Here is a 17544-nt window from a genome sequence, read left to right as displayed (position 1 = left end):
AGGCGGGAGCATGCGCATCTCTCAGTCGGCAACAGCCTGAACTCGGGGCCACCGATGGCTTCTATATGGGGCCGCAACAGCCCGTTGCGAGCAGAGGTGGCCGCACGAGGGTCAGGGAAGGCGGCTGGCGCGGGTATCCGGAGCAGATCTGAACGGAGGGATCTCCCGGCCGTTGACTTCCTGTCGTTAACATGGATCAATCCAGGCGTCGGTGACTGAAAGATCCGGGCGCTCCCGCCTGCTGGCCGAGGAGCACGCTATGCCCCGTTACTTCTTTCACCTTGTCAAAGGCTCCAAGATGATCGCCCGTGATGCGACGGGCGATGTGTGCGCCAACGATCACGCGGCGCAGAAGCTGGCGCGAGGGGGCAACGGATTGGTGGCGTTGGGACTGCTCCCGTCAGGCTTGATGAGGCAGTATCACATCCAGGTTCTCAATGAGGCCGGGCAAACCGTGGTCACGGTTCCCTTCTCGGACCTCAGGGTGGCGTAAGTCGCAGAAGCGCCTTTATGGAACATAGTATCTGATTGGTTACAGATAAATCTGAACGATGGAGCTGCTCACGTCGTTGAGATTTATCGGCTGCTGACGAATTCGGGCGCAGGCGACAGAGAGACACGACTGTGCTCCCGCCTCGAGACGGGAGAGAGCCATGTCCACGCCTCAACCATCCTCTGTGACCGCTGATCATCGCACCAACCGGCTTTTGGCCGCGCTCGAGCCCGAAGACTTTGCGCGTCTGGAGCCCCATCTCGAACTCGTCAACCTGACGCTCAAGCAGGTGCTCTATGAGACCGGGGACACCATCACCTATGCCTACTTCCCCCACGACGCGATCATCTCGTTTGTCAACGTGATGGAGGATGGACACACCGTTGAGATCAGCGTGTTCGGGCGCGAGGGGGTCTCGGGTGTCGTGAGCGCACTGGTCACGCGAGAGGCCTTCGGGCGCTACATCGTGCAGATGGCCGGCACAGCCTCGCGCATTCGCTTCGAGCACCTGAACCAGGTGAGAGACAGCAGCCCCAAGCTTCAGCAACTGATCCTGCGCTACGGCGAGGTTCTGCTGGCCCAGACGTTTCAGACGGTGGCCTGCAATGCCGTTCATGCGGTGGAGGCCCGCTGCTGCCGCTGGATCTTGAGCATGCATGATCGAGCGGACCAGAACATCCTGCCGCTGACGCACGAGTTTTTGGCCGAGATGTTGGGCGTGCAACGCTCCACGGTGAGCGTGGTGGCGCGAACCTTCCAGACCGCCGGGCTGATCCGGCAGAGCCGCGGCGGCATCACCGTGACGGACCGGGCGGGTCTCGAAGGCATGGCTTGCGAGTGCTACAGCCGGATCCGGCGGATCTACCAGCGCCTGCTGCCCGGCACGTATCCGCAACTGTCGCGCTAGACAGCCGCCGTGGCATCATGGCGGCCTTCGGACAGCCGGCTCTGTGGAACGGCTCTGCCCAGAAAGAGGAGTAACGGGATCAGGCAAAAGCTTCTACTCTGAGCCCTAGCGCCTTTCCTACTGATCGGGAGACGACATTTCAGAGAGGGCTGCTTTGGTGCGCTACTATTTCGGCATCTATGAGGGGAGCGAACTCGTGCCAGACGAAGAGGGCTCCGAGTTCGACAGCCCGGAGGCTGCGGTGCACGGGGCTGCGCGCGCGGCAGCCGAGATTGGAACGAGCCAGCTGGTGAAGGGGGATCTGAGGGACGTGGTCATCGAGGTGAGAGATGAGCGGCGCCAGCGGGTCTTTACCGTCACCGCGTCGATGACGATCGAGCGGCACACTCCCTTGTCTCTGGTCCCTCATCCATAGCCCGTCGTTCGCAGGACACACAGTATGGAACGGCCGCGCGAGGCTCCGGCTCCCGTCTAACGCGTTCCACAACGCCCATTACTGGCGCAGGCTTTTCACAAACTGAGACATGCGGGCCGCGACGGCGGCGTTTGCTGGAAAAGGATCCGTCGTGATGTAGAGGGCTGCCCGTCTGATCTCAGTCAGAGAGGCCTTTGGGTGCTGGGCTCTCATCTTCGTCAACAGGAGATCGTCCTCGATGCTGGAGGCAGCATAATGTTCAAGGTCTTGGATCAGATGGGGGTTGATGGGGAATGGCGTCATGAGGGAGCCCTCCCATTCCAGCGGGCCAAAGATAGCGACCGGACTTGGATATAATACCGGCCAAGGATCGGCTCCAGATCAGGGATGCGGATCCCCGCGCGTAAGGCACGCATTCCATAACGCCGTATCGGCGTTATTCTATGGACAGGTGCAGGTGAAGCGGCGGTGAGGCTATCGACATTTGTGAGGCTGCGGCTCAGGACCGCCCCCGAAGGCCAAGGTGGGCGGTGACAAATTCGTTCCAGGCGAGGATCGCCGCCTCCTCGGCTTTCTCGCGCGTGTCGGTGTTCTTAGCGCGCTCTTCACAGATAACGTAGACCACGATGCGGTAGGTCGTCTCATCGAAATCGCTGCCGAACTCGTCTCCGTCGGCACGCGGGGTCAGGCTTGTGATCAGTCATCCTAGCCTCCCCAATCCTGGAAGCTGCGATTATAGCCGATCCGACACGCGGGAGCACATGGATGCATCGCCAAGGCCCTCATGCTGGCCATCCTCGCCCCGTCGCTCGCGCAAGGCCCTGGCTCCCGCATTCCATAACGCCAATTACGCGTTCAAAATTCGGATAAGGCCGTTTGTGGAACTACCGTGAGGTCTTTGGCGTGCCTCTCAGAGCGGTGCTCAGAAGGTGTAGGTCTCCAGCATCCGCTTGATCTCCTCCTCACCTCGGCTGGCCTTCGTGGCAATCACCCACAGGTCCAGCTTCTGCTTGCGGCGCTTCCCGGCAAGGGTCGTAAACTGCGCATCTTGGCAACACTTCACAAGTGTCTGCAGAGAGAAGCCAGTCCGGTGCGCCATGTAAATCTCGCCCCGCGCAATCGAGGCCCTGTGACCGTAGACAATGTCGATTGGGGAGATTGGTCCTGCAGGCGAGATGTAGAGAGGATCGAACAGCCTGCCGTCCGCCATGCGGGCTGCCACCTCCTGGAGATCAGGACAGGTGATGACGGCAAAGCCTTCCTCCTTCAGCACACGTCTGAACTCCTGCAGAGCCGGGACTACCTCATGAGCGTAGACATGCTCGATGTTATGAGAGGAGTACACCGCGTCCGTGGAGGCACTGGGGACATTCGCCATGTCCGTGATCGTGCCGATGATATCGGGTTTGACGGCCGGGTTGATGTCGAAGCGGACCTCGCTCCAACTCCCATCCTGAAACCCCTGCGGCAGCTTGGCCAAGGTGGCGGCGCCGCATCCGACATGGAGCACTCGTTTCGATCCGCTGACGGCCAACCCAGCCCTCCTGGTACCACCATGGGGAGGAGCTATAGTAACAGGGCTTGCCGAGAAGCCTCAATCCGAAGCTGCACGCGAGGCTCGTATTCGCAGAAGGTCCAGTATGGAACGGCCCGCGAGCGGCTACCTAATATTTACCTTGGCCGTTGCACAATGCTGGCAAGCGGGCGTGTTGCGTATGAGCCCATTGCTGTGTTCTGCCGAATGCAGTTCTCGCCCTGGCCGAGGGTCCACGACTCCCCTCGGCTGGGGCGTTTTTTGCGCGCAAGCTGACCGTGTTGGACGGCTAGCGGGTGAACCGGCCGATCACAAAGCCAGCAACCATGAGCCCTACGAAGAAAGCGATGAGGATAAGCCCGCTGCCGTACAGGAGCTTCTCCCACGGCGAAAAGCCATAGCAGCCTGAAAAGCCGAGTAGCTCGCACGCCCACCTCATCAGATCGTCCATGGCGTGCCCTCTATGCCCGTCTATGCTCACGGCCGCAGATTATGCGGCTCGCGCGAAAGGAACCATAACTTGCAGAACCGCATTTATGGAGCCGGCCACGCTGAGACGGTCTGCCCGCATCGACGTTGTGGTGCTGTGGACGGAACCTTGCCATGGCTCAGGTTGTGAATGCCAGTCATCGCAGCAACCGGCTCCTGGCTGCCCTGGAGCCAGAGGACTTTGCGGCCATCGAGCCGCATCTCGAACTCGTCGAGTTGACGCGTGGCCAAATCCTCTATGACGCCGGCGAGCTGATCAGCCATGCCTACTTTCTCCACAACGCGATCATCTCCCTTGTCAACATCATGGAGGATGGCTCCACCAACGAGGTCGTGACATACGGGCGCGAGGGGGTCGCGGGCCTGCTGAGTGCCCTGGTCACCCGCGAAGCCTTCGGGCGCTATATCGTGCAGGTGGCCGGCACCGCCTCCCGGATTGCGTTCGAGCGCCTGAACGAGGTGCGGATTACCTGTCCCAGCCTTCAGCTGTTGATCATGCGCTATGTCGAGGCCTTTATCGCCCAGATGTTCCAGACCCTGTCCTGCAATGCCCTTCATCCAGTCGAGGCCCGCTGCTGCCGCTGGATCCTGAGCATGCACGACCGAGTGGATGGAGATACCCTGCCGCTCACGCACGAGGTCCTGGCCGAGATGCTAGGGGTGCAACGCTCCACCGTAAGCGTGGTCGCCCGCACGCTGCAGACAGCCGGGCTGATCCAGCAGGGGCGCGGGACCATTACGGTGACGGACCGGGCCGGTCTCGAAGGCGCAGCTTGTGAGTGCTACGGCAAGATCCGCCGGGTCTACCAGCGGCTGCTGCCCTGCACGTATCCTCAGCCGCCCCCGAAGTAAGGCTGCATCAGGTTCAGCGGAGATGGCCGTGGCCCGGTACTATTTCGATATTCAAGACAGAGCGCAGGTCGTGCGCGATGACGAGGGCAGCGAGTTCGACAGCCTAGACGCTGCGGTGTCCGGGGCAGCCCGCTCGGCGGCCGAGATTGGAACGAGCTGGCTGGCGAGGGGCGATTTCAGTGATGTCGTCATCGAGGTGCGGGACGAGCATGGCTGGCGGGTCTGCACCGTAACAGCGTCGATGAAGATCAACTGGCACACCCCACAGCCTTAGCCTCCCATTCAGGCGTGTTCATGCGTGCGAATTGCGCAGAAGGCGCCTATATGGAACCGAGCAGCCTTGTTTCGCAGCAATTCCTTGCTAGGATTGCTGTCATGATCAACCGCACGGCCACGATAATGCCCATGACCACACCTGAGAGGGTGTGCAGGAATGGCTTTGCGCTGACTCTAGCGTGATCATTCTGCGGACCCTCCCGAGGCGGGTAGGGTTCTGTGCTTCTGCTCTCCTCACGATCAACTTGGAGAGCACTCATGACCGACATTTCCCAATCCAACGATCAAACGCCAGCCCTCGAGATCCAGGACCTGCTGATCCGGGCGACACGGATCAGTGATGCTGAGGGCATCGCTGCCCTCAACAACCTGCCAGGGGTCCGGGCCGGGACGCTGCGCCTGCCCTATCAAAATCCGGAACAGACCCGCAGATGGCTGGAAAGCCATGGGTCTGGCTCCCTGAGCATCGTGGCGGAACATGACGGCAAGATCATCGGATCGGCAGGATTACACCGGTATCCCGGCCGCCGCTCTCACGCGGCCGCACTCGGGATGGCTGTGCGTGACGATTACCAGGGCAAAGGCGTGGGAACGGCCCTGTTGCGGGAACTGATTGATGCCGCAGACAATTGGCTTGGGCTCAGGCGAATTGAGTTGACCGTCTACACCGACAATGAGCGAGCCATTCGCCTGTATCAGAGGTTCGGCTTCGAGACAGAAGGAACCCATAGAGGATATGCCCTCAAGGCTGGCGTGTATGCCGATGCGCTCGTGATGGCGAGACTTCGCTTATGACAAGGCGAGCACAAGCTCAGGTTTTTCGCAGAAGCGTCTTTATGGAATTAGATAAAGGTGCATTCGAGCGTATTCCGAAGCATTTCTGATCTGAGCCGCTGCCAAGCGAGTAGAAGGTCAGTCGAACTGCCCTTTGAGGGCGCGTTTTCCACCGCGTGAATACTGGCGACATCTTTCATACGCGATCCCGGCGAAATCCTGCCACGGTTCACCGGAACGATCATACCGCGCCCCTTTGATCTTCCTCCGAGGAGCGCATATCGGTTACTCCCTGGACCTGCTCCCTCCTCAGCCAACGCTAGCGAGGGAGCTTTTTTGTGCACCCGCCACGGTTGCCTGCCAACTCACGATCATTAAGCTTCATCGAAATGACGTTGGCTGATGGAGTGACGAGGCACGATGCTGAAGAGGCAGATGCTTGCCATCCAGGACATCTACGTGCCGGTGAAGCGGCGGCAGACGCTCGATCCAAAGAAAGTTGAAGCTCTTGCCGAGAGCATGTTGGCACAAGGCCAGGAAGCCCCGGTTCTCGTTCGGCCTGACGGCAAGCGCTTTGTCCTGGTGGAAGGACTGCATCGGTTGGAAGCCTGCAAGGCGCTGGGGGAGACAACCGTGTCAGCCTACCTAGTTCAGGCTCGTCAACATTGAACTTGCCGCAGGCGGATCGGAAGGAATGGCGACGAGAAGGCAGGGGTGTACCCGACCGAGCGAGAGACTGAGGAGGCGTTGGAGGCCATAGACTAGACACCGTTTCGTCCGGGCTATTGAGACCTATGAAATCATCTCGTCTCGGCTGTATTTGAGGTGTGATGGACGTGCCAAGAGTTTCCTGATGTTGGCGTACGCTGAAAGACGCGAGACGTTACTCCAGAGAATTCAGCTTATTCCTTTGGTTCTTTCTTGCTTATCCGCTCAGCATCATTCTTGCGGAATGCCTCTTCGTTCCTGATGCGTACAAGCGCTTGTCGGTCTTCTACGACGCGGACCATGGCGAGTTCCGCGACGCGTTTGATTTCTCTAACTAGCGCCTCAGTTGTCTCAGCGTCAAACGGGCCTTGTATCTGCTTCACGCTATAGCGATCATCTGCCTGAAAGGTTTCCTCCAGACGGGCGACGATCTCGGCGTTCATTGAGCGCTTATTCTTCGCCGCTTCTTCGGCAATGCGGTCGCGCATCCCCTCTGGCATGCGGAGCATGAACTTGTCTGCGACATCACTCGGGGCAGGCGGTTTCCTTGGCATGGTCAAGCTATAGTAGCGATCTGACATATTTTCTATGCTAGCGAATTGACATCATGTCGATACGACATCATAGCTAACGTGTCGAGTCGCCACCATGGAAAATTGCATGCATCCGAGTGATCAAGCCCAAAAATTTGTTATTAGGTTACCAAATGACGTGAAAGCTTTCATCGCCGACCAAGCTAGGAGAAATGGAAGCTCTCAGAACTCAGAAGTGATACGCGCGATCCGGGATCGAATGGATCAAGCGGTGGCGAAACCTGATGGACGCTAGAACCCTTGCCCGTGCCCTCGGTGGCGAAGTTTCAGGTCGTAACCGCGTTCTTGCTCCAGGCCCTGGCCATAGTCGGCAGGACCGCAGCATGTCCGTGACGCTGGACCAGTCCGCTCCTGACGGCTTTCTGATACATTCGTTCGCAGGCAATGATCCTATTGCCTGCCGTGACCATGTGAGGGCCTTAGCGGGACTGCCTGCCTGGACTCCGTCCTCCGGAAATCGAGCGCCTACGCCCCGCCTTGTCATCGTTCCGGCTCAACCGGACGAGGAAGAAGAGCGAAAGGCGAAATGGCTCCAGGCCCGTGTTCTCGCTCTCTGGAAAGAGGCCTGCGATCCGCGTGGTTCCATCGTTGAGACCTATCTGGCTAGCCGGGCGCTTGTCCTGCCTGATGAAGTGGCCGTGACCGTTCTCCGCTACCACCCGGCATGTGTATGGAAGAACGCGAATGGCAACTTGATTCGCGTTCCCGCAATGATTGCCGCCATGCGCTGCATCCATACGGATCGTCTCAAGGCCGTCCACCGAACGAGACTGACGCCGGAAGGTCGCAAGGTGGATCGTCGCATGCTTGGGGATGCAACTGAGGCCGCCATTAAGCTCGATCCTGACGAGGCGGTGACAATGGGCCTTGTCGTTGGCGAGGGCATCGAGACGTGCCTTGCAGCTCGCCAGATCGGCCTTCGCCCGGCCTGGGCTCTTGGTTCTGTCGGCATGATCCAAACGCTCCCTGTTCTCCTTGGCGTCGAGGCCATAACCCTCCTGGCTGAGACCGACAAAAGAGGCGCGAACGCTCGCGCAATAGATACCTGCGGGACACGCTGGCATGACGCTGGCCGCAACGTGATTGTGGCTAGCCCGAAGTTCGGCGGTGATGTGAATGATGCTCTGCAAGGAAAGAAGGTGGCTTGATGACTGAGATCACACCTCCATCTGAACGAGCAGCAGAAATCCTCAATTTTGAGGAGTTCGCTCCGGTCAAGAGAGCCGAGAAGAAGGCGAAGCGATCAGGTCAGTCGACTACAGCGGATGATCTCGTTACTGAGGATGGAACGGCTCAGAAATTCGCCGAAGCATACCGCAATCGGCTTCGCTACTGCCACAGCACAGGCGCGTGGTTCGTATGGGACAGCGTAAGCTGGACATCCGACAAAACCGGGGTTGCCTTTCAATGGGCTCGTGAGCTGGCTCGTAAACTGGCAACCACCCAACCAGACAAAGTGCGATACGTAACGAGCAAAGTTAGCTTCGCGGCAGGCGTTGAACGGTTTGCTCGGTCCGATGAGGCTTTCGCCGTTACGATGGACGCGTGGGACATTGAACCGTTCTTGCTCGGTACTCCAGTCGGAACAGTTGACCTAAGAACAGGAAGGCTCAGACCAAGCGACCCAAGAGAGGGGCTCACGAAGCTGACGGCGGTTGGCCCTGCAGCAACGGCGGATTGTCCGCGCTGGCTCGCCTTCCTGGAAGAAGCCGCGAACGGAGATCAAGAGCTGATCCGGCTCCTTCAGCAGTGGTGCGGCTATTCCCTCACGGGCGACACGAGGGAGCAATCTCTCTTGTTCGTTCATGGGCCGGGCGAGAATGGAAAAAGCGTGTTCCTGAATGTCCTGACGGGCATCCTCAATGATTACGCCGCAACGGCAGCCATGGAGACGCTGACGGCCTCGAAATGGGACAAGCCTACAACCGATCTCGCCATGCTGCGGGGTGCGCGGCTCGTGACTGCTTCAGAAACCGAAGAGGGCCGAGCCTGGGCGGAAGCACGGATCAAGCAAATGACGGGCGGAGATCCGATCACAGCACGCTTCATGCGCCAGGACTTCTTCACGTTCAGGCCCGCATTCAAGCTGACGATTGTGGGCAACCATAAGCCTGCGCTCAAGAACGTTGACGAGGCGATGCGGCGGCGCCTCCGGATTGTGCCATTCATCCATAAACCAACCAATCCAGACCGCCAGCTTGAAGAGAAACTGAAGGCTGAATGGCCGGAGATCCTTCGATGGATGATCGATGGTTGCTTGGACTGGCAGACGAATGGCCTTGCCTATCCCCGGAGCGTTGCTGAGGCCACGGACGTATATTTCTCCGAGCAGGATACCTTTGCCCATTGGCTTGAGGAGGAGTGTGAGTGTGAACCAGGCAGCCCGAAAACCTTGAAGAAGGCTGGCCAGTCCCTGCTGTTCACTTCATGGCGGGTCTTTGCAACTAATGCCGGTGAGGACCCTGGAGATGCCAAGGCATTCAAGCAGAACATGCAGCGCAGAGGCTTCGAATATTACCGGACCAAAATCAGTCGAGGGTTCAAGGGCGTGGTGCTCAAGCCTCGTGAATATCTGGGCGCGGAGGGGTAGCGAAGGTGACAGGTGACGTCTGGTGACAACCAAAAGCTATTACCCGCTATGCGCGTGCGTGCGCGTGGAGCCGATAAGGTCGGTGACACGTCACTTCCTGTCACCTGTCACCCACATCCTTTATCGACAAACATGTCATCATGTGGTATTATAGTACCACATATTTGGAGTACGACACGACGGTATCTGAGATGCGAAAAAACGGAGAAAATACGCGGGGCAAACCCTTTCAGCAGGGCAATCCTGGACGACCCAAAGGCTCACGCAACAGGACGACGCTGGCTCTGGAAGCCCTTTTGGATGGTGAGGCAGAGGCCATCACCCGGAAGGCTGTCGAGATGGCCTTGGAAGGCGATGTAACGGCCATGCGCCTTGTCATGGATCGGATCATGCCGCCCCGAAAGGAACGGCCTATCATGTTCACCATGCCGAAGATGGAAACGGCGGGCGATGCGGTGAAGGCTACTGCTGCCCTCGTGGATGCCGTGGCCAACGGCGACATCACCCCGGGGGAAGCGGGCGAACTATCGAAACTCGTGGACGGGTTCACCAAAGCGGTGGAGCTGCATGAGATCCAGCAGCGTCTCGACAAGCTGGAAGCAGTACAGGGACAGAAATGAGTAGAACTGTTCTCTCGCGGCTCGGAAGGCTGGAGGCCATGGCGTCAGCCGCCAAGGACGTCTGTTCCTGGCATCGGATCATCGCTCATTCCCAGGAGGAGGCGGACGCCGAACAGGCCGCCCTTATCGCATCAGGTGGAGCCCGCGAAGGCGATAATTTCATTTACCGGATCATCGCGGGCGTTCCCCGCTCGTCTCATGGAGTTGCCCAATGAACCGCAGCACTCTTCGACGTCTTGAGGTCCTGGAACAGCAGGCGCCACAGGATACGGGCAAGTGGCATACCATCCTTGTGAGCAGTGACGAGCAGGAAGAGCGGGAGACGGCCGCTCTGAAGGCTTCCTCGAAATGGACGGAAGGCGACAACCTGATGGTCATTCGGCTGGTGGCGGTTGAGCATGCAGAGGTGCGAGAATTGGTTGGCTGATACTTTGGACGAATAGAACCGGGTGCCGAGCCAACATTAGGCTGTTCGGATCAACGGCTACGGTAAGAGGTTCGACGGCTTGAGCACTATCCAGTTCCTGGCAGGCGGCGGCACCATGGGAGCCCGGATCCAAGCCTATGATTGGTCCGTCTCGCCTCTTGGTCCTATTGAGACCTGGCCGCAGGACTTGCGCACAGTGCTCAGGATCATGCTTCGCTCCAAGTTCCCAACCTACGTGGTATGGGGCCCAGAGCTAATCACTTTCTACAACGATGCTAGTTTGCCGCTGCGCGGACTTCGGCCAGAGGCGCTCGGCCAGCCGATGCCGCAGGCTTGGACCGAGGTGTGGGAGGTAGTCTCTCCGATTATTGCGCAAGCACGCCAAGATAAGGCCACGTACGTTCAGGATACGCCTATTGGGATCGTGCAGCGAGAAGGTTATCCCGAGGAGACCTGGTGGACCGCCTCGTTCAGTCCCATCACGGGCGAGACAGGCACGGTCGGTGGCGTGCTCATCATTCTGCAAGAGACCACCGAGCGGGTGCTCACGGAGCTGCGGCTTCGTTTTCTTGTGGATCTGAGTACTCGTTTGCGTGGGATAGCCGATGCTCGGGATGTCATGGCCACCGCCGCGGAAATGCTCGGCAGGCATCTGAGAACGAGCCGCGTTGGATACGCCGAGCTCAGTGCGAGCGGCGAGACCTTTGTTGTCGAGCGCGAATGGATCGGGGCCAGCATCCCGACCTTCGCCGGCCAACATCACGTGGACGATTTCGGCTCGCTGATCGATGGCGAGTTGAAGGCCGGCCAGACGGTCCGCATCAATGACGCTTTGGCCGATCCTCACACCTTGGATGCTGGCATATCTTCTGCATTGATCCGAACCGATCAACGGGCTGTAGTCATCGCGCCGCTCATCCGAGACAATCGGCTTGTGGCGTCCTTGTATGTCCATCAGGCAGAACCCCGCCATTGGCGGGATGATGAGGTGACCCTGGTCCAGGAGGTGGCGGAGCGCACGTGGACCTCGGTGTTGCGGGCCCGGGCCGAGACAGCCTTAAACGAGAGTGAGGCACGCTTTCGGCAGTTCGCTGAGCATTCAGCCGATGTGCTCTGGATGCTCAATGCCGACACGATGCAGATCGAATACGTCAGTCCGGCTTATGACCGAGTTTGGGGTCGGCCCGCTGATGGGCTCCAGGACCGCAGCCAGTGGCTTGAATCCATCCACCCGGACGACCGCGAGCGCACGACCCAGGTCATTCAAGGGGTCCTGCGGGGCGATACGGTCGTGAACGAGTACCGTATCGTGCGGGCGGACGGCAGCATGCGCCACATCCATGCCACGGTGTTTCCCATCTTTGACGAGCGTGGACGGGTCCAGCGGGTGGCCGGCATCGCCCGGGATGTGACGCAACATGATGGCTCCATGGTCTACGTGGTGGATAGCGACGAGGGCTCACGGGGAGAGCTGTCGCTTATGCTTGAGGAGGTGGGCTATCAGGTGAACGAGTTCCCGTCCGCCCGAGCGTTTCTCGAGGTTGCACCCGTGGTGGTGCCGGGCAGCGTGGTGCTGCGGAGCCATGGCTCTGACGGAGGCGAGCTGACGCTGCCGCGGGAGCTGAAGGGACGCCGCTCTGCCCTGCCTGTCGTTGTGGTTGGCGAGGCTCACGGGGATGTAAAGGTTGGGGTTCGGGCGATGAAGGCCGGGGCGGTGGATTTCCTGGATGTGCCCTATCGCCCGGATCAGCTTTTGGAGGCGGTGGCGTCTGCCCTTGCATCAATTCATGACGTGGCGGAGCGGGATCAGGCAACGGATCTCGTACGGGCGCGCATTGCTGCCCTGTCCAGTCGCGAGCGGGAGGTACTGGACCGATTGCTGTCTGGTGGCACCAACAAGACCATTGCCCGAGACCTCGGCATCAGCCCACGGACCGTCGAGGCTCACCGGGCCCGCATCATGGAGCGGCTGGAGGCCAGGAGCCTGCCCGAGCTGGTGCAGATTGCCATAGCGGCCGGCCTACAAGCCAAGCCAGCAAGCGAGTAGTCCTAACCGGGGCTGAGGCTCGCACTTCTCGGACAGTCTCATGCCCTAAGCCTCAGAGCTTCAGTGCTTAGGTCCTAAAGCATCCGAGAATGGCAAGGTCAGGATGGTTCGGCCGTCTTCATCTGCGATTTCAATGACCGTAGAACCATCATACCCGGGTATCTCTGCTGTGAGTTCCCGTGCCACTTTGAGGGCTTCTGCTAGGGCGGCGTCAATGTCCGGCAGCTCGGCACCATCTGGATCCGCATCAAGTTTATCGCCAATCCGGATGTGGAGGTAATACAGCGGCATCACGCGTCTCCACTAGCGTCAGCAATAACTGAGTTTGGAGAAGTGGGGATGAGCAGGCTTAGTCGAGCCACACGATGACGTTCAGGCCTTTTGCCTGTTCAATGCGACTCTCCCCATTACTACAGGTTTGAAAAACGTTTGCACGTGGCTTTGAATCTTTTGCTCGGACTGTGGGGGATGGCGTCCTGTGCACCCTAGGTATCCGATTCAAAAGCCAACGCGGTCGTTGCAAAGCCAAGGGCAAGCGTTTCATGCCTCAAGGAGTCCTCTGCGGCGGGCGCTGACAAGGATTGGCGGTCGGCGCCAGAGAATTGCCCCCCGGGGCGGGGAAGCCCGTCAGCGGCGTCCTAATGCGATTTGATGGAGGGGGCTTCAGAGTGCCCGGATCCACCACCCGGTTGGATCAGCCTGTGATGGTGACCAACACCTCCGCCCACGCGCTTTAGCGGCAGGACTAAATCTCAATAGGTATCCTCCTAGGGTGGTTTCCGAATAGCGTTACTAGCCAAAGGAGGGATCCTGGCGTCTGGCGTCTGGCGTCTGGCGTCCGGAGACCATCATGCCTGAAGAGTCTCCAGACCGATCCCGGGCAGAGCACAAGGAAGCCGGGCGCCTGTCGTGGAAGAGCCGCCATATTCCCTTTGGCACAATTCTCCTGGTCAGCTTGGTGCTGGCGGCAGTGCTGTCCGCCATCTTCATGGTTATTGCCCAAGGGCCGTCCAATCCCATTCCCTGAGCAGCGACGGATTATGCAGCTTGGAAGGCTCTGCGGGCTCTCTCGCGGATCTCGTTCAACTCGTCTTGCAGGGAAATGATCTGCCCTTCGATCTCCTCGAAGGAGACGCATTCCGGAGAGACAAACACACGCCCGCTTGGATCGAATACGGCCTTCTGAAGAGCAATTCTGACGGATGCCGGATCGTCAGGGGTGCCGGGCCTGATATCCAGCTCAAAGGCTCCGAGAATGTGCATGGATGCGGATCCTCCCAATCTGAATTGGTATCTCCGAGAGTTATAGGGCAAGCGGAACTTGGCGAGTGGTAGCGTCTTCTCCAGAAAGCACTGAGGACGTCTCCATGTCTGATATTCCTTACCCTGACACACCGCAGCCGGGCATTCCTGCACCCTCTCCAGGGCTGGACATCCCCGCCCCGCCCCAGCCTGATATTCCCGCTCCTGATCCGGAGCCTGGGCTGCGGCCGCCTGAACCTACTGAGCCGCCCGGGGATGATGTCCCGAAGGTGGGTTAGCAGTACTTCATCGCTGCCTGAGTCAGCAATGGCACGGAGTGGTATGCTCTGGTAGTCGGAATCCTTTGGCGTGAGATGATCCCGAAGGCTTGGAGGGTTATGTGATGGCACACCGCGAGCAGCACAGTCATCGCGAAGCGAAGAAGCCAAAGAAGGAGAAGTCCAAAGGGCGCACAGCAGCCCAGCCCAAGCGGTCTCCTATCAGCGAGGCACTACAGGCAAAAGACAACTTGAAGCACTAGGCGCCTCAGCCGGCCCATTCCGGATCAGCATTCGTTGCGCCCTTGCCGTGAAAGTTCAAAGGTCACCATCGCTGGCGTCGCCGTTGATCCGAGCCGTGAGAACAGGCGAGGGCTTGAACATGACAACCCGGCGGGGATGGATCGGCACTTCCACTCCGGTCTTCGGGTTGCGCCCTACCCGCTCGGCTTTGTGGCGTACGACAAAGGACCCGAAGGCGGAGAGTTTCACGGTCTCCCCGGCCGCCAGGGTATCGCATATCTCGGTTAGGACCTGGCCGACCAAGTCGGCCGCCTCTGCTTGTGAGAGGCCAACCTTCTGACACACGGCCACTTTCAGCTCTGCACGTGCTATGTTTCTGCTAGACATCATCGCACTCCAACGCAAAATGCCCCTGAACCAGGACCACCGTGGCCGAGAAGCGCCGGAGAGGACCCTCTGAGCTGGGGCATTTATGGTTCCGGGAAACCCGCACGTCCAGACCGACGGGAACAAGCCAAACTGTCAATCGACCGAAAAGCAAGAACGCCCCAGCTGATGAGGGTAGAACTCCCGGCCAGGGCATGTGCGATGCCGGTTGCAACACCGCAGTCCTTCCATCGTCAATCGGCCCCGACCAACGACGAAATAGGTGAAGGAGTGTGCTGTCAATACAGGACTCTCCTTGTCGGGCTGATACGCAACGCGGCCCGCTCGGAACATCGTGCGCCCCATACCGTAAACAATCCGTCGCGGTCATCCTTTGCGGTTCAGGCTGATGTTGTAACGATCTCCGGCAGCTCTTCTGTCGGCATGACGAGAACCTGCATCCTTGCGCTGCGTGACGGGTAACACTTTTTAAACTCAGGATGTTAATCTCGGGAGATGTTGAGCACCGAAGTTCCAGGGCCGCCTGCGCATTATCACACCAAGCTTCTCGACCTTCGCTCGAGGCAATGCCGCTTTATCCTCTCCGATGACCTGCGTGATGCGATGCGCTGTAGGACTCCCACCACGGAGGGCTCAAGCTGGTGTGCCTGGCATGGTTAGATATTAGACTAAAGACCGCTGTCTGCTCCCTTTGGACTCAGACCAACGCCCGATGCTCGAAGGCTGGACACGAATTATTATTGTCTCGATGGGATAAAGACACACTCGCATTGATAGGAGTTTGAGCCGTGAGTGCCTGCTCTTACTGCTGGTCTTACTACATGGATGCCATGAAGCTCTCGCGTCAGACTTCTGACGCGTCCAGGCGCAAAGCCTTGATCCGGGAAGCCTATACGTGGCTGCAACGCTACTTCGAGGCCGAGGACAGCGAAGTCGCACGGACAAGCGTCTAGCAGGAGGCCTGTTCTGATGCGCAAGCCTTTCACGAAAAAACGGACGGTTGTTACGGAGGACCTCGCGCGCAAGATCCAAGAGGCGCGCGATGCGGGCATGAAGGCCCTCGACATTATGCGCAAGTTCGATGTCGCTGAGCAGACGGTCTATAAGTGTACGAAGAAAAGGCGCTTAGATCAGTCGCACGCGTGAATTCTTCTAACGGTTGAAATGAGCGAGGCGACAGCCTTAGTTGCCTGTATAAGGAAGCGGCTCGGTCTGTTCCGAGATTAGTGCCTTGTTCGGCAAGGGAATGGTTGGTTCTGGAAACTGGGGCAGTTCAACGGGACAACACCTATCATGACGTGGAGATGCGGCCTGTTCCCTAAATGGCCTTTAGCGCAATTCGCGTCCGGACATGCGAAGGCCCCAATGAGGGCCAGTGCTACTTCCATAAACGCGCTCGTCGGTATTGCAGCGCGGACAGAGCCCCTATTTCATCATTTCTGCGGCTCTGTTTCACATGGGTTAAAGCAGGTCCATCAGGGAAGGTGCATGGTGACAGGTGGAACGGGGCGGCTTTCACCGCGGGTTCCTCAAGCAGCCCCGATCACGTACCTGCTCGGCCGCGCACCCGCCGCGGTTTCAGCGGAAGGGAGGCTGAGATCGAAAATCCGCCTGGCTGCGACCGCCTCTCACTGCTTCACGCGTTAGAGGCTCATGTCCCAGCTTTACAACTTGAGCCTTTTCACCGGTTTATCCGGAACATCGTCAGTGACGTGTGACCTCTGAGTCACCGCGGGCCCGTCCACCAGCGACAGGGCCCGCTCCATTTTAGACCCCTTTCACCGGCTCGATGCCCCTATCCAGGATAGGGCTTTATCCAGTTTATCCGAATGTGCGAATTTTCGATAAACCAGAGTAAAGTCACTATAACTGGGCAGATGGCAGATTGATCAGTTGCTCGCTTAAAAGGGCAGTGTCGGCTCTCTCGCCTCATCGATCGGTGCATGCTCAAAGGGTTGGTCATGACAGGCATCCCTTTGAGTTTTCTGAGTTCCTAAAAAAGAGGCCATGCTATCACGGTATCCCCTCTTCTGCTTGGCAAGCACCAAGGCCGCCAACGCAGCTCGAGCAGCCTCCTCATCGGGATACTGATCGAACCGCGCCTTGCCACAGGTGCCGATGCGTCCCCATCGACGGGCTAGCAATGTCTGCCCGAACAAATCACGCTCGAGCTCGAGCGCATAAAAGCGATGGTAGTTCGCCTCCGTCTCGATGCGGCGCAAGCTCATAGACGAGAAAGGTAGCTGCAGCTGCGTAGGCTTTCGCATGGTAGCTACTCCTGCTCGCGATCAACGGCGGCAAATCAGAGGCTTAGGAGAACGCATCGGGAGTCGATGGCGCAAGCTTCTTTATCTCTGCCGGTATCCGCCAATCTCCCCCAATACTCCTTGCGATCCCCCTAACGCCTGTTACTTTTTCTTGAGAAACAGCAACGGTGACGGGAGCCATGGCTAAGGCCAACAAGACTTTAACGAAGGCTGTGGCCTATCTCCGGACCTCATCGGGGGCCAATGTTGGAGCCGACAAGGACAGCGAGAAGCGACAGCGGGCGGCTATTGAGGCTTTCGCCAAGGCATCCGGGTTCGAAATCGCGGACAGCTACTATGACGAGGCGGTGAGCGGGGCGGACCATGTGGCCGCCCGCCCCGGCTTCGCAGCCATGATGGAGC

General features: G+C 58.9%; 26 protein-coding genes. 18 read left to right on the top strand and 8 right to left on the bottom strand.

Annotated features, from left to right (window positions below; translation table 11 throughout):
• Positions 1-259: 259 nt before the first annotated feature.
• From DRB19_RS26245 to DRB19_RS26235, 3 genes are all read left to right on the top strand, one after another.
• Entirely contained in the window at positions 260-493 is a 234-nt protein-coding gene (locus DRB19_RS26245; RefSeq protein ID WP_114188958.1) for a DUF6894 family protein, read from the top strand.
• Between the two features lie 160 nt (positions 494-653).
• Complete coding sequence (locus DRB19_RS26240; RefSeq protein WP_114188957.1) at positions 654-1400, top strand: Crp/Fnr family transcriptional regulator; 747 nt, start codon at positions 654-656, stop codon at positions 1398-1400.
• Positions 1401-1557: 157 nt separating this feature from the next.
• Entirely contained in the window at positions 1558-1815 is a 258-nt protein-coding gene (locus tag DRB19_RS26235) for a DUF6894 family protein (protein ID WP_210250206.1), read from the top strand.
• A gap of 78 nt (positions 1816-1893) precedes the next feature.
• Here DRB19_RS26235 and DRB19_RS26230 read toward each other — a convergent pair whose 3' ends face one another.
• The 3 genes from DRB19_RS26230 to DRB19_RS30325 all read right to left on the bottom strand — a co-directional run bounded on the left by DRB19_RS26230 (position 1894) and on the right by DRB19_RS30325 (position 3800).
• Positions 1894-2118 carry a hypothetical protein gene (locus DRB19_RS26230; protein WP_114188955.1) on the bottom strand — a complete coding sequence of 75 codons (225 nt, stop codon included), beginning with the start codon at positions 2116-2118 and terminating at the stop codon, positions 1894-1896.
• A 619-nt stretch (positions 2119-2737) separates the two neighbouring features.
• On the bottom strand, positions 2738-3349 hold the full coding sequence (locus tag DRB19_RS26225) for a class I SAM-dependent methyltransferase (RefSeq protein ID WP_114188954.1): 612 nt from the start codon (positions 3347-3349) through the stop codon (positions 2738-2740).
• A 289-nt stretch (positions 3350-3638) separates the two neighbouring features.
• Positions 3639-3800: a hypothetical protein gene (locus DRB19_RS30325; protein WP_162815881.1), complete on the bottom strand. Its 162-nt coding sequence runs from the start codon at positions 3798-3800 to the stop codon at positions 3639-3641.
• Between the two features lie 152 nt (positions 3801-3952).
• On the opposite strand from DRB19_RS30325, the gene DRB19_RS26220 reads away from it, so the two are divergent.
• The 4 genes from DRB19_RS26220 (at position 3953) to DRB19_RS26205 (ending at position 6409) form a co-directional block, all read left to right on the top strand.
• The gene (locus tag DRB19_RS26220; RefSeq protein WP_114188953.1) at positions 3953-4690 is read left to right on the top strand and encodes a Crp/Fnr family transcriptional regulator; all 738 of its coding nucleotides are present in this window, start codon (positions 3953-3955) and stop codon (positions 4688-4690) included.
• A 28-nt stretch (positions 4691-4718) separates the two neighbouring features.
• The gene (locus tag DRB19_RS26215) at positions 4719-4964 is read left to right on the top strand and encodes a DUF6894 family protein (protein WP_147022939.1); all 246 of its coding nucleotides are present in this window, start codon (positions 4719-4721) and stop codon (positions 4962-4964) included.
• A gap of 260 nt (positions 4965-5224) precedes the next feature.
• Positions 5225-5761, top strand: a complete 537-nt coding sequence (locus DRB19_RS26210) for a GNAT family N-acetyltransferase (protein WP_114188951.1) — start codon at positions 5225-5227, stop codon at positions 5759-5761.
• Between the two features lie 399 nt (positions 5762-6160).
• Positions 6161-6409 carry a ParB N-terminal domain-containing protein gene (locus DRB19_RS26205; RefSeq protein WP_114188950.1) on the top strand — a complete coding sequence of 83 codons (249 nt, stop codon included), beginning with the start codon at positions 6161-6163 and terminating at the stop codon, positions 6407-6409.
• A 233-nt stretch (positions 6410-6642) separates the two neighbouring features.
• On the opposite strand, the gene DRB19_RS31605 is transcribed toward DRB19_RS26205, so the two are convergent.
• Entirely contained in the window at positions 6643-7029 is a 387-nt protein-coding gene (locus tag DRB19_RS31605; protein WP_276330638.1) for an Arc family DNA-binding protein, read from the bottom strand.
• A 67-nt stretch (positions 7030-7096) separates the two neighbouring features.
• On the opposite strand from DRB19_RS31605, the gene DRB19_RS31975 reads away from it, so the two are divergent.
• From DRB19_RS31975 to DRB19_RS26170, 7 genes are all read left to right on the top strand, one after another.
• On the top strand, positions 7097-7276 hold the full coding sequence (locus tag DRB19_RS31975; RefSeq protein ID WP_373867422.1) for an Arc family DNA-binding protein: 180 nt from the start codon (positions 7097-7099) through the stop codon (positions 7274-7276).
• An 88-nt stretch (positions 7277-7364) separates the two neighbouring features.
• The gene (locus DRB19_RS26190) at positions 7365-8189 is read left to right on the top strand and encodes a DUF7146 domain-containing protein (protein WP_162815880.1); all 825 of its coding nucleotides are present in this window, start codon (positions 7365-7367) and stop codon (positions 8187-8189) included.
• Positions 8186-9631 (top strand): phage/plasmid primase, P4 family, encoded by a 1446-nt coding sequence (locus DRB19_RS26185; protein ID WP_245439843.1) that lies wholly within the window; start codon positions 8186-8188, stop codon positions 9629-9631. The genes DRB19_RS26190 and DRB19_RS26185 overlap by 4 nt, the downstream gene beginning before the upstream one ends.
• Before the next feature lie 140 nt (positions 9632-9771).
• On the top strand, positions 9772-10251 hold the full coding sequence (locus DRB19_RS26180; RefSeq protein WP_338067383.1) for a DUF5681 domain-containing protein: 480 nt from the start codon (positions 9772-9774) through the stop codon (positions 10249-10251).
• Entirely contained in the window at positions 10248-10466 is a 219-nt protein-coding gene (locus DRB19_RS30320) for a hypothetical protein (protein WP_147022938.1), read from the top strand. Before DRB19_RS26180 ends, DRB19_RS30320 begins: the two co-directional genes overlap by 4 nt.
• The gene (locus tag DRB19_RS26175; protein ID WP_114188945.1) at positions 10463-10678 is read left to right on the top strand and encodes a hypothetical protein; all 216 of its coding nucleotides are present in this window, start codon (positions 10463-10465) and stop codon (positions 10676-10678) included. Before DRB19_RS30320 ends, DRB19_RS26175 begins: the two co-directional genes overlap by 4 nt.
• A 79-nt stretch (positions 10679-10757) precedes the next feature.
• Positions 10758-12725: a PAS domain S-box protein gene (locus tag DRB19_RS26170; protein ID WP_114188944.1), complete on the top strand. Its 1968-nt coding sequence runs from the start codon at positions 10758-10760 to the stop codon at positions 12723-12725.
• Positions 12726-12785: 60 nt separating this feature from the next.
• Here the strand turns inward: DRB19_RS26170 and DRB19_RS26165 are convergent, their stop codons facing one another.
• Positions 12786-13016 (bottom strand): DUF6894 family protein, encoded by a 231-nt coding sequence (locus DRB19_RS26165; RefSeq protein ID WP_114188943.1) that lies wholly within the window; start codon positions 13014-13016, stop codon positions 12786-12788.
• A 559-nt stretch (positions 13017-13575) separates the two neighbouring features.
• On the opposite strand from DRB19_RS26165, the gene DRB19_RS30315 reads away from it, so the two are divergent.
• Positions 13576-13752 (top strand): hypothetical protein, encoded by a 177-nt coding sequence (locus DRB19_RS30315; protein ID WP_162815879.1) that lies wholly within the window; start codon positions 13576-13578, stop codon positions 13750-13752.
• An 11-nt stretch (positions 13753-13763) separates the two neighbouring features.
• Here the strand turns inward: DRB19_RS30315 and DRB19_RS26160 are convergent, their stop codons facing one another.
• Both DRB19_RS26160 and DRB19_RS26155 read right to left on the bottom strand, forming a co-directional pair.
• Positions 13764-13988 (bottom strand): hypothetical protein, encoded by a 225-nt coding sequence (locus DRB19_RS26160; protein WP_114188942.1) that lies wholly within the window; start codon positions 13986-13988, stop codon positions 13764-13766.
• Positions 13989-14563: 575 nt separating this feature from the next.
• The gene (locus DRB19_RS26155; protein WP_114188959.1) at positions 14564-14875 is read right to left on the bottom strand and encodes an integration host factor subunit alpha; all 312 of its coding nucleotides are present in this window, start codon (positions 14873-14875) and stop codon (positions 14564-14566) included.
• A 788-nt stretch (positions 14876-15663) separates the two neighbouring features.
• On the opposite strand from DRB19_RS26155, the gene DRB19_RS30310 reads away from it, so the two are divergent.
• Both DRB19_RS30310 and DRB19_RS30305 read left to right on the top strand, forming a co-directional pair.
• Complete coding sequence (locus tag DRB19_RS30310; RefSeq protein ID WP_162815878.1) at positions 15664-15828, top strand: hypothetical protein; 165 nt, start codon at positions 15664-15666, stop codon at positions 15826-15828.
• 16 nt (positions 15829-15844) lie between these two features.
• Positions 15845-16021 (top strand): hypothetical protein, encoded by a 177-nt coding sequence (locus DRB19_RS30305; RefSeq protein WP_162815877.1) that lies wholly within the window; start codon positions 15845-15847, stop codon positions 16019-16021.
• A gap of 755 nt (positions 16022-16776) precedes the next feature.
• On the opposite strand, the gene DRB19_RS26150 is transcribed toward DRB19_RS30305, so the two are convergent.
• Positions 16777-17142: a WGR domain-containing protein gene (locus DRB19_RS26150; protein ID WP_114188941.1), complete on the bottom strand. Its 366-nt coding sequence runs from the start codon at positions 17140-17142 to the stop codon at positions 16777-16779.
• A 179-nt stretch (positions 17143-17321) separates the two neighbouring features.
• Between DRB19_RS26150 and DRB19_RS26145 the strand changes: the two genes are divergently transcribed.
• On the top strand, positions 17322-17544 hold a 223-nt coding region (locus DRB19_RS26145; protein ID WP_162815876.1), incomplete at its 3' end, for a recombinase family protein.

This window comes from Microvirga aerophila (assembly GCF_003332305.1).
Taxonomy (GTDB): domain Bacteria; phylum Pseudomonadota; class Alphaproteobacteria; order Rhizobiales; family Beijerinckiaceae; genus Microvirga; species Microvirga aerophila.
The sequence above is the reverse complement of the archived record's forward strand: the minus strand, read 5'-3'. Positions and strand labels throughout refer to the sequence as shown.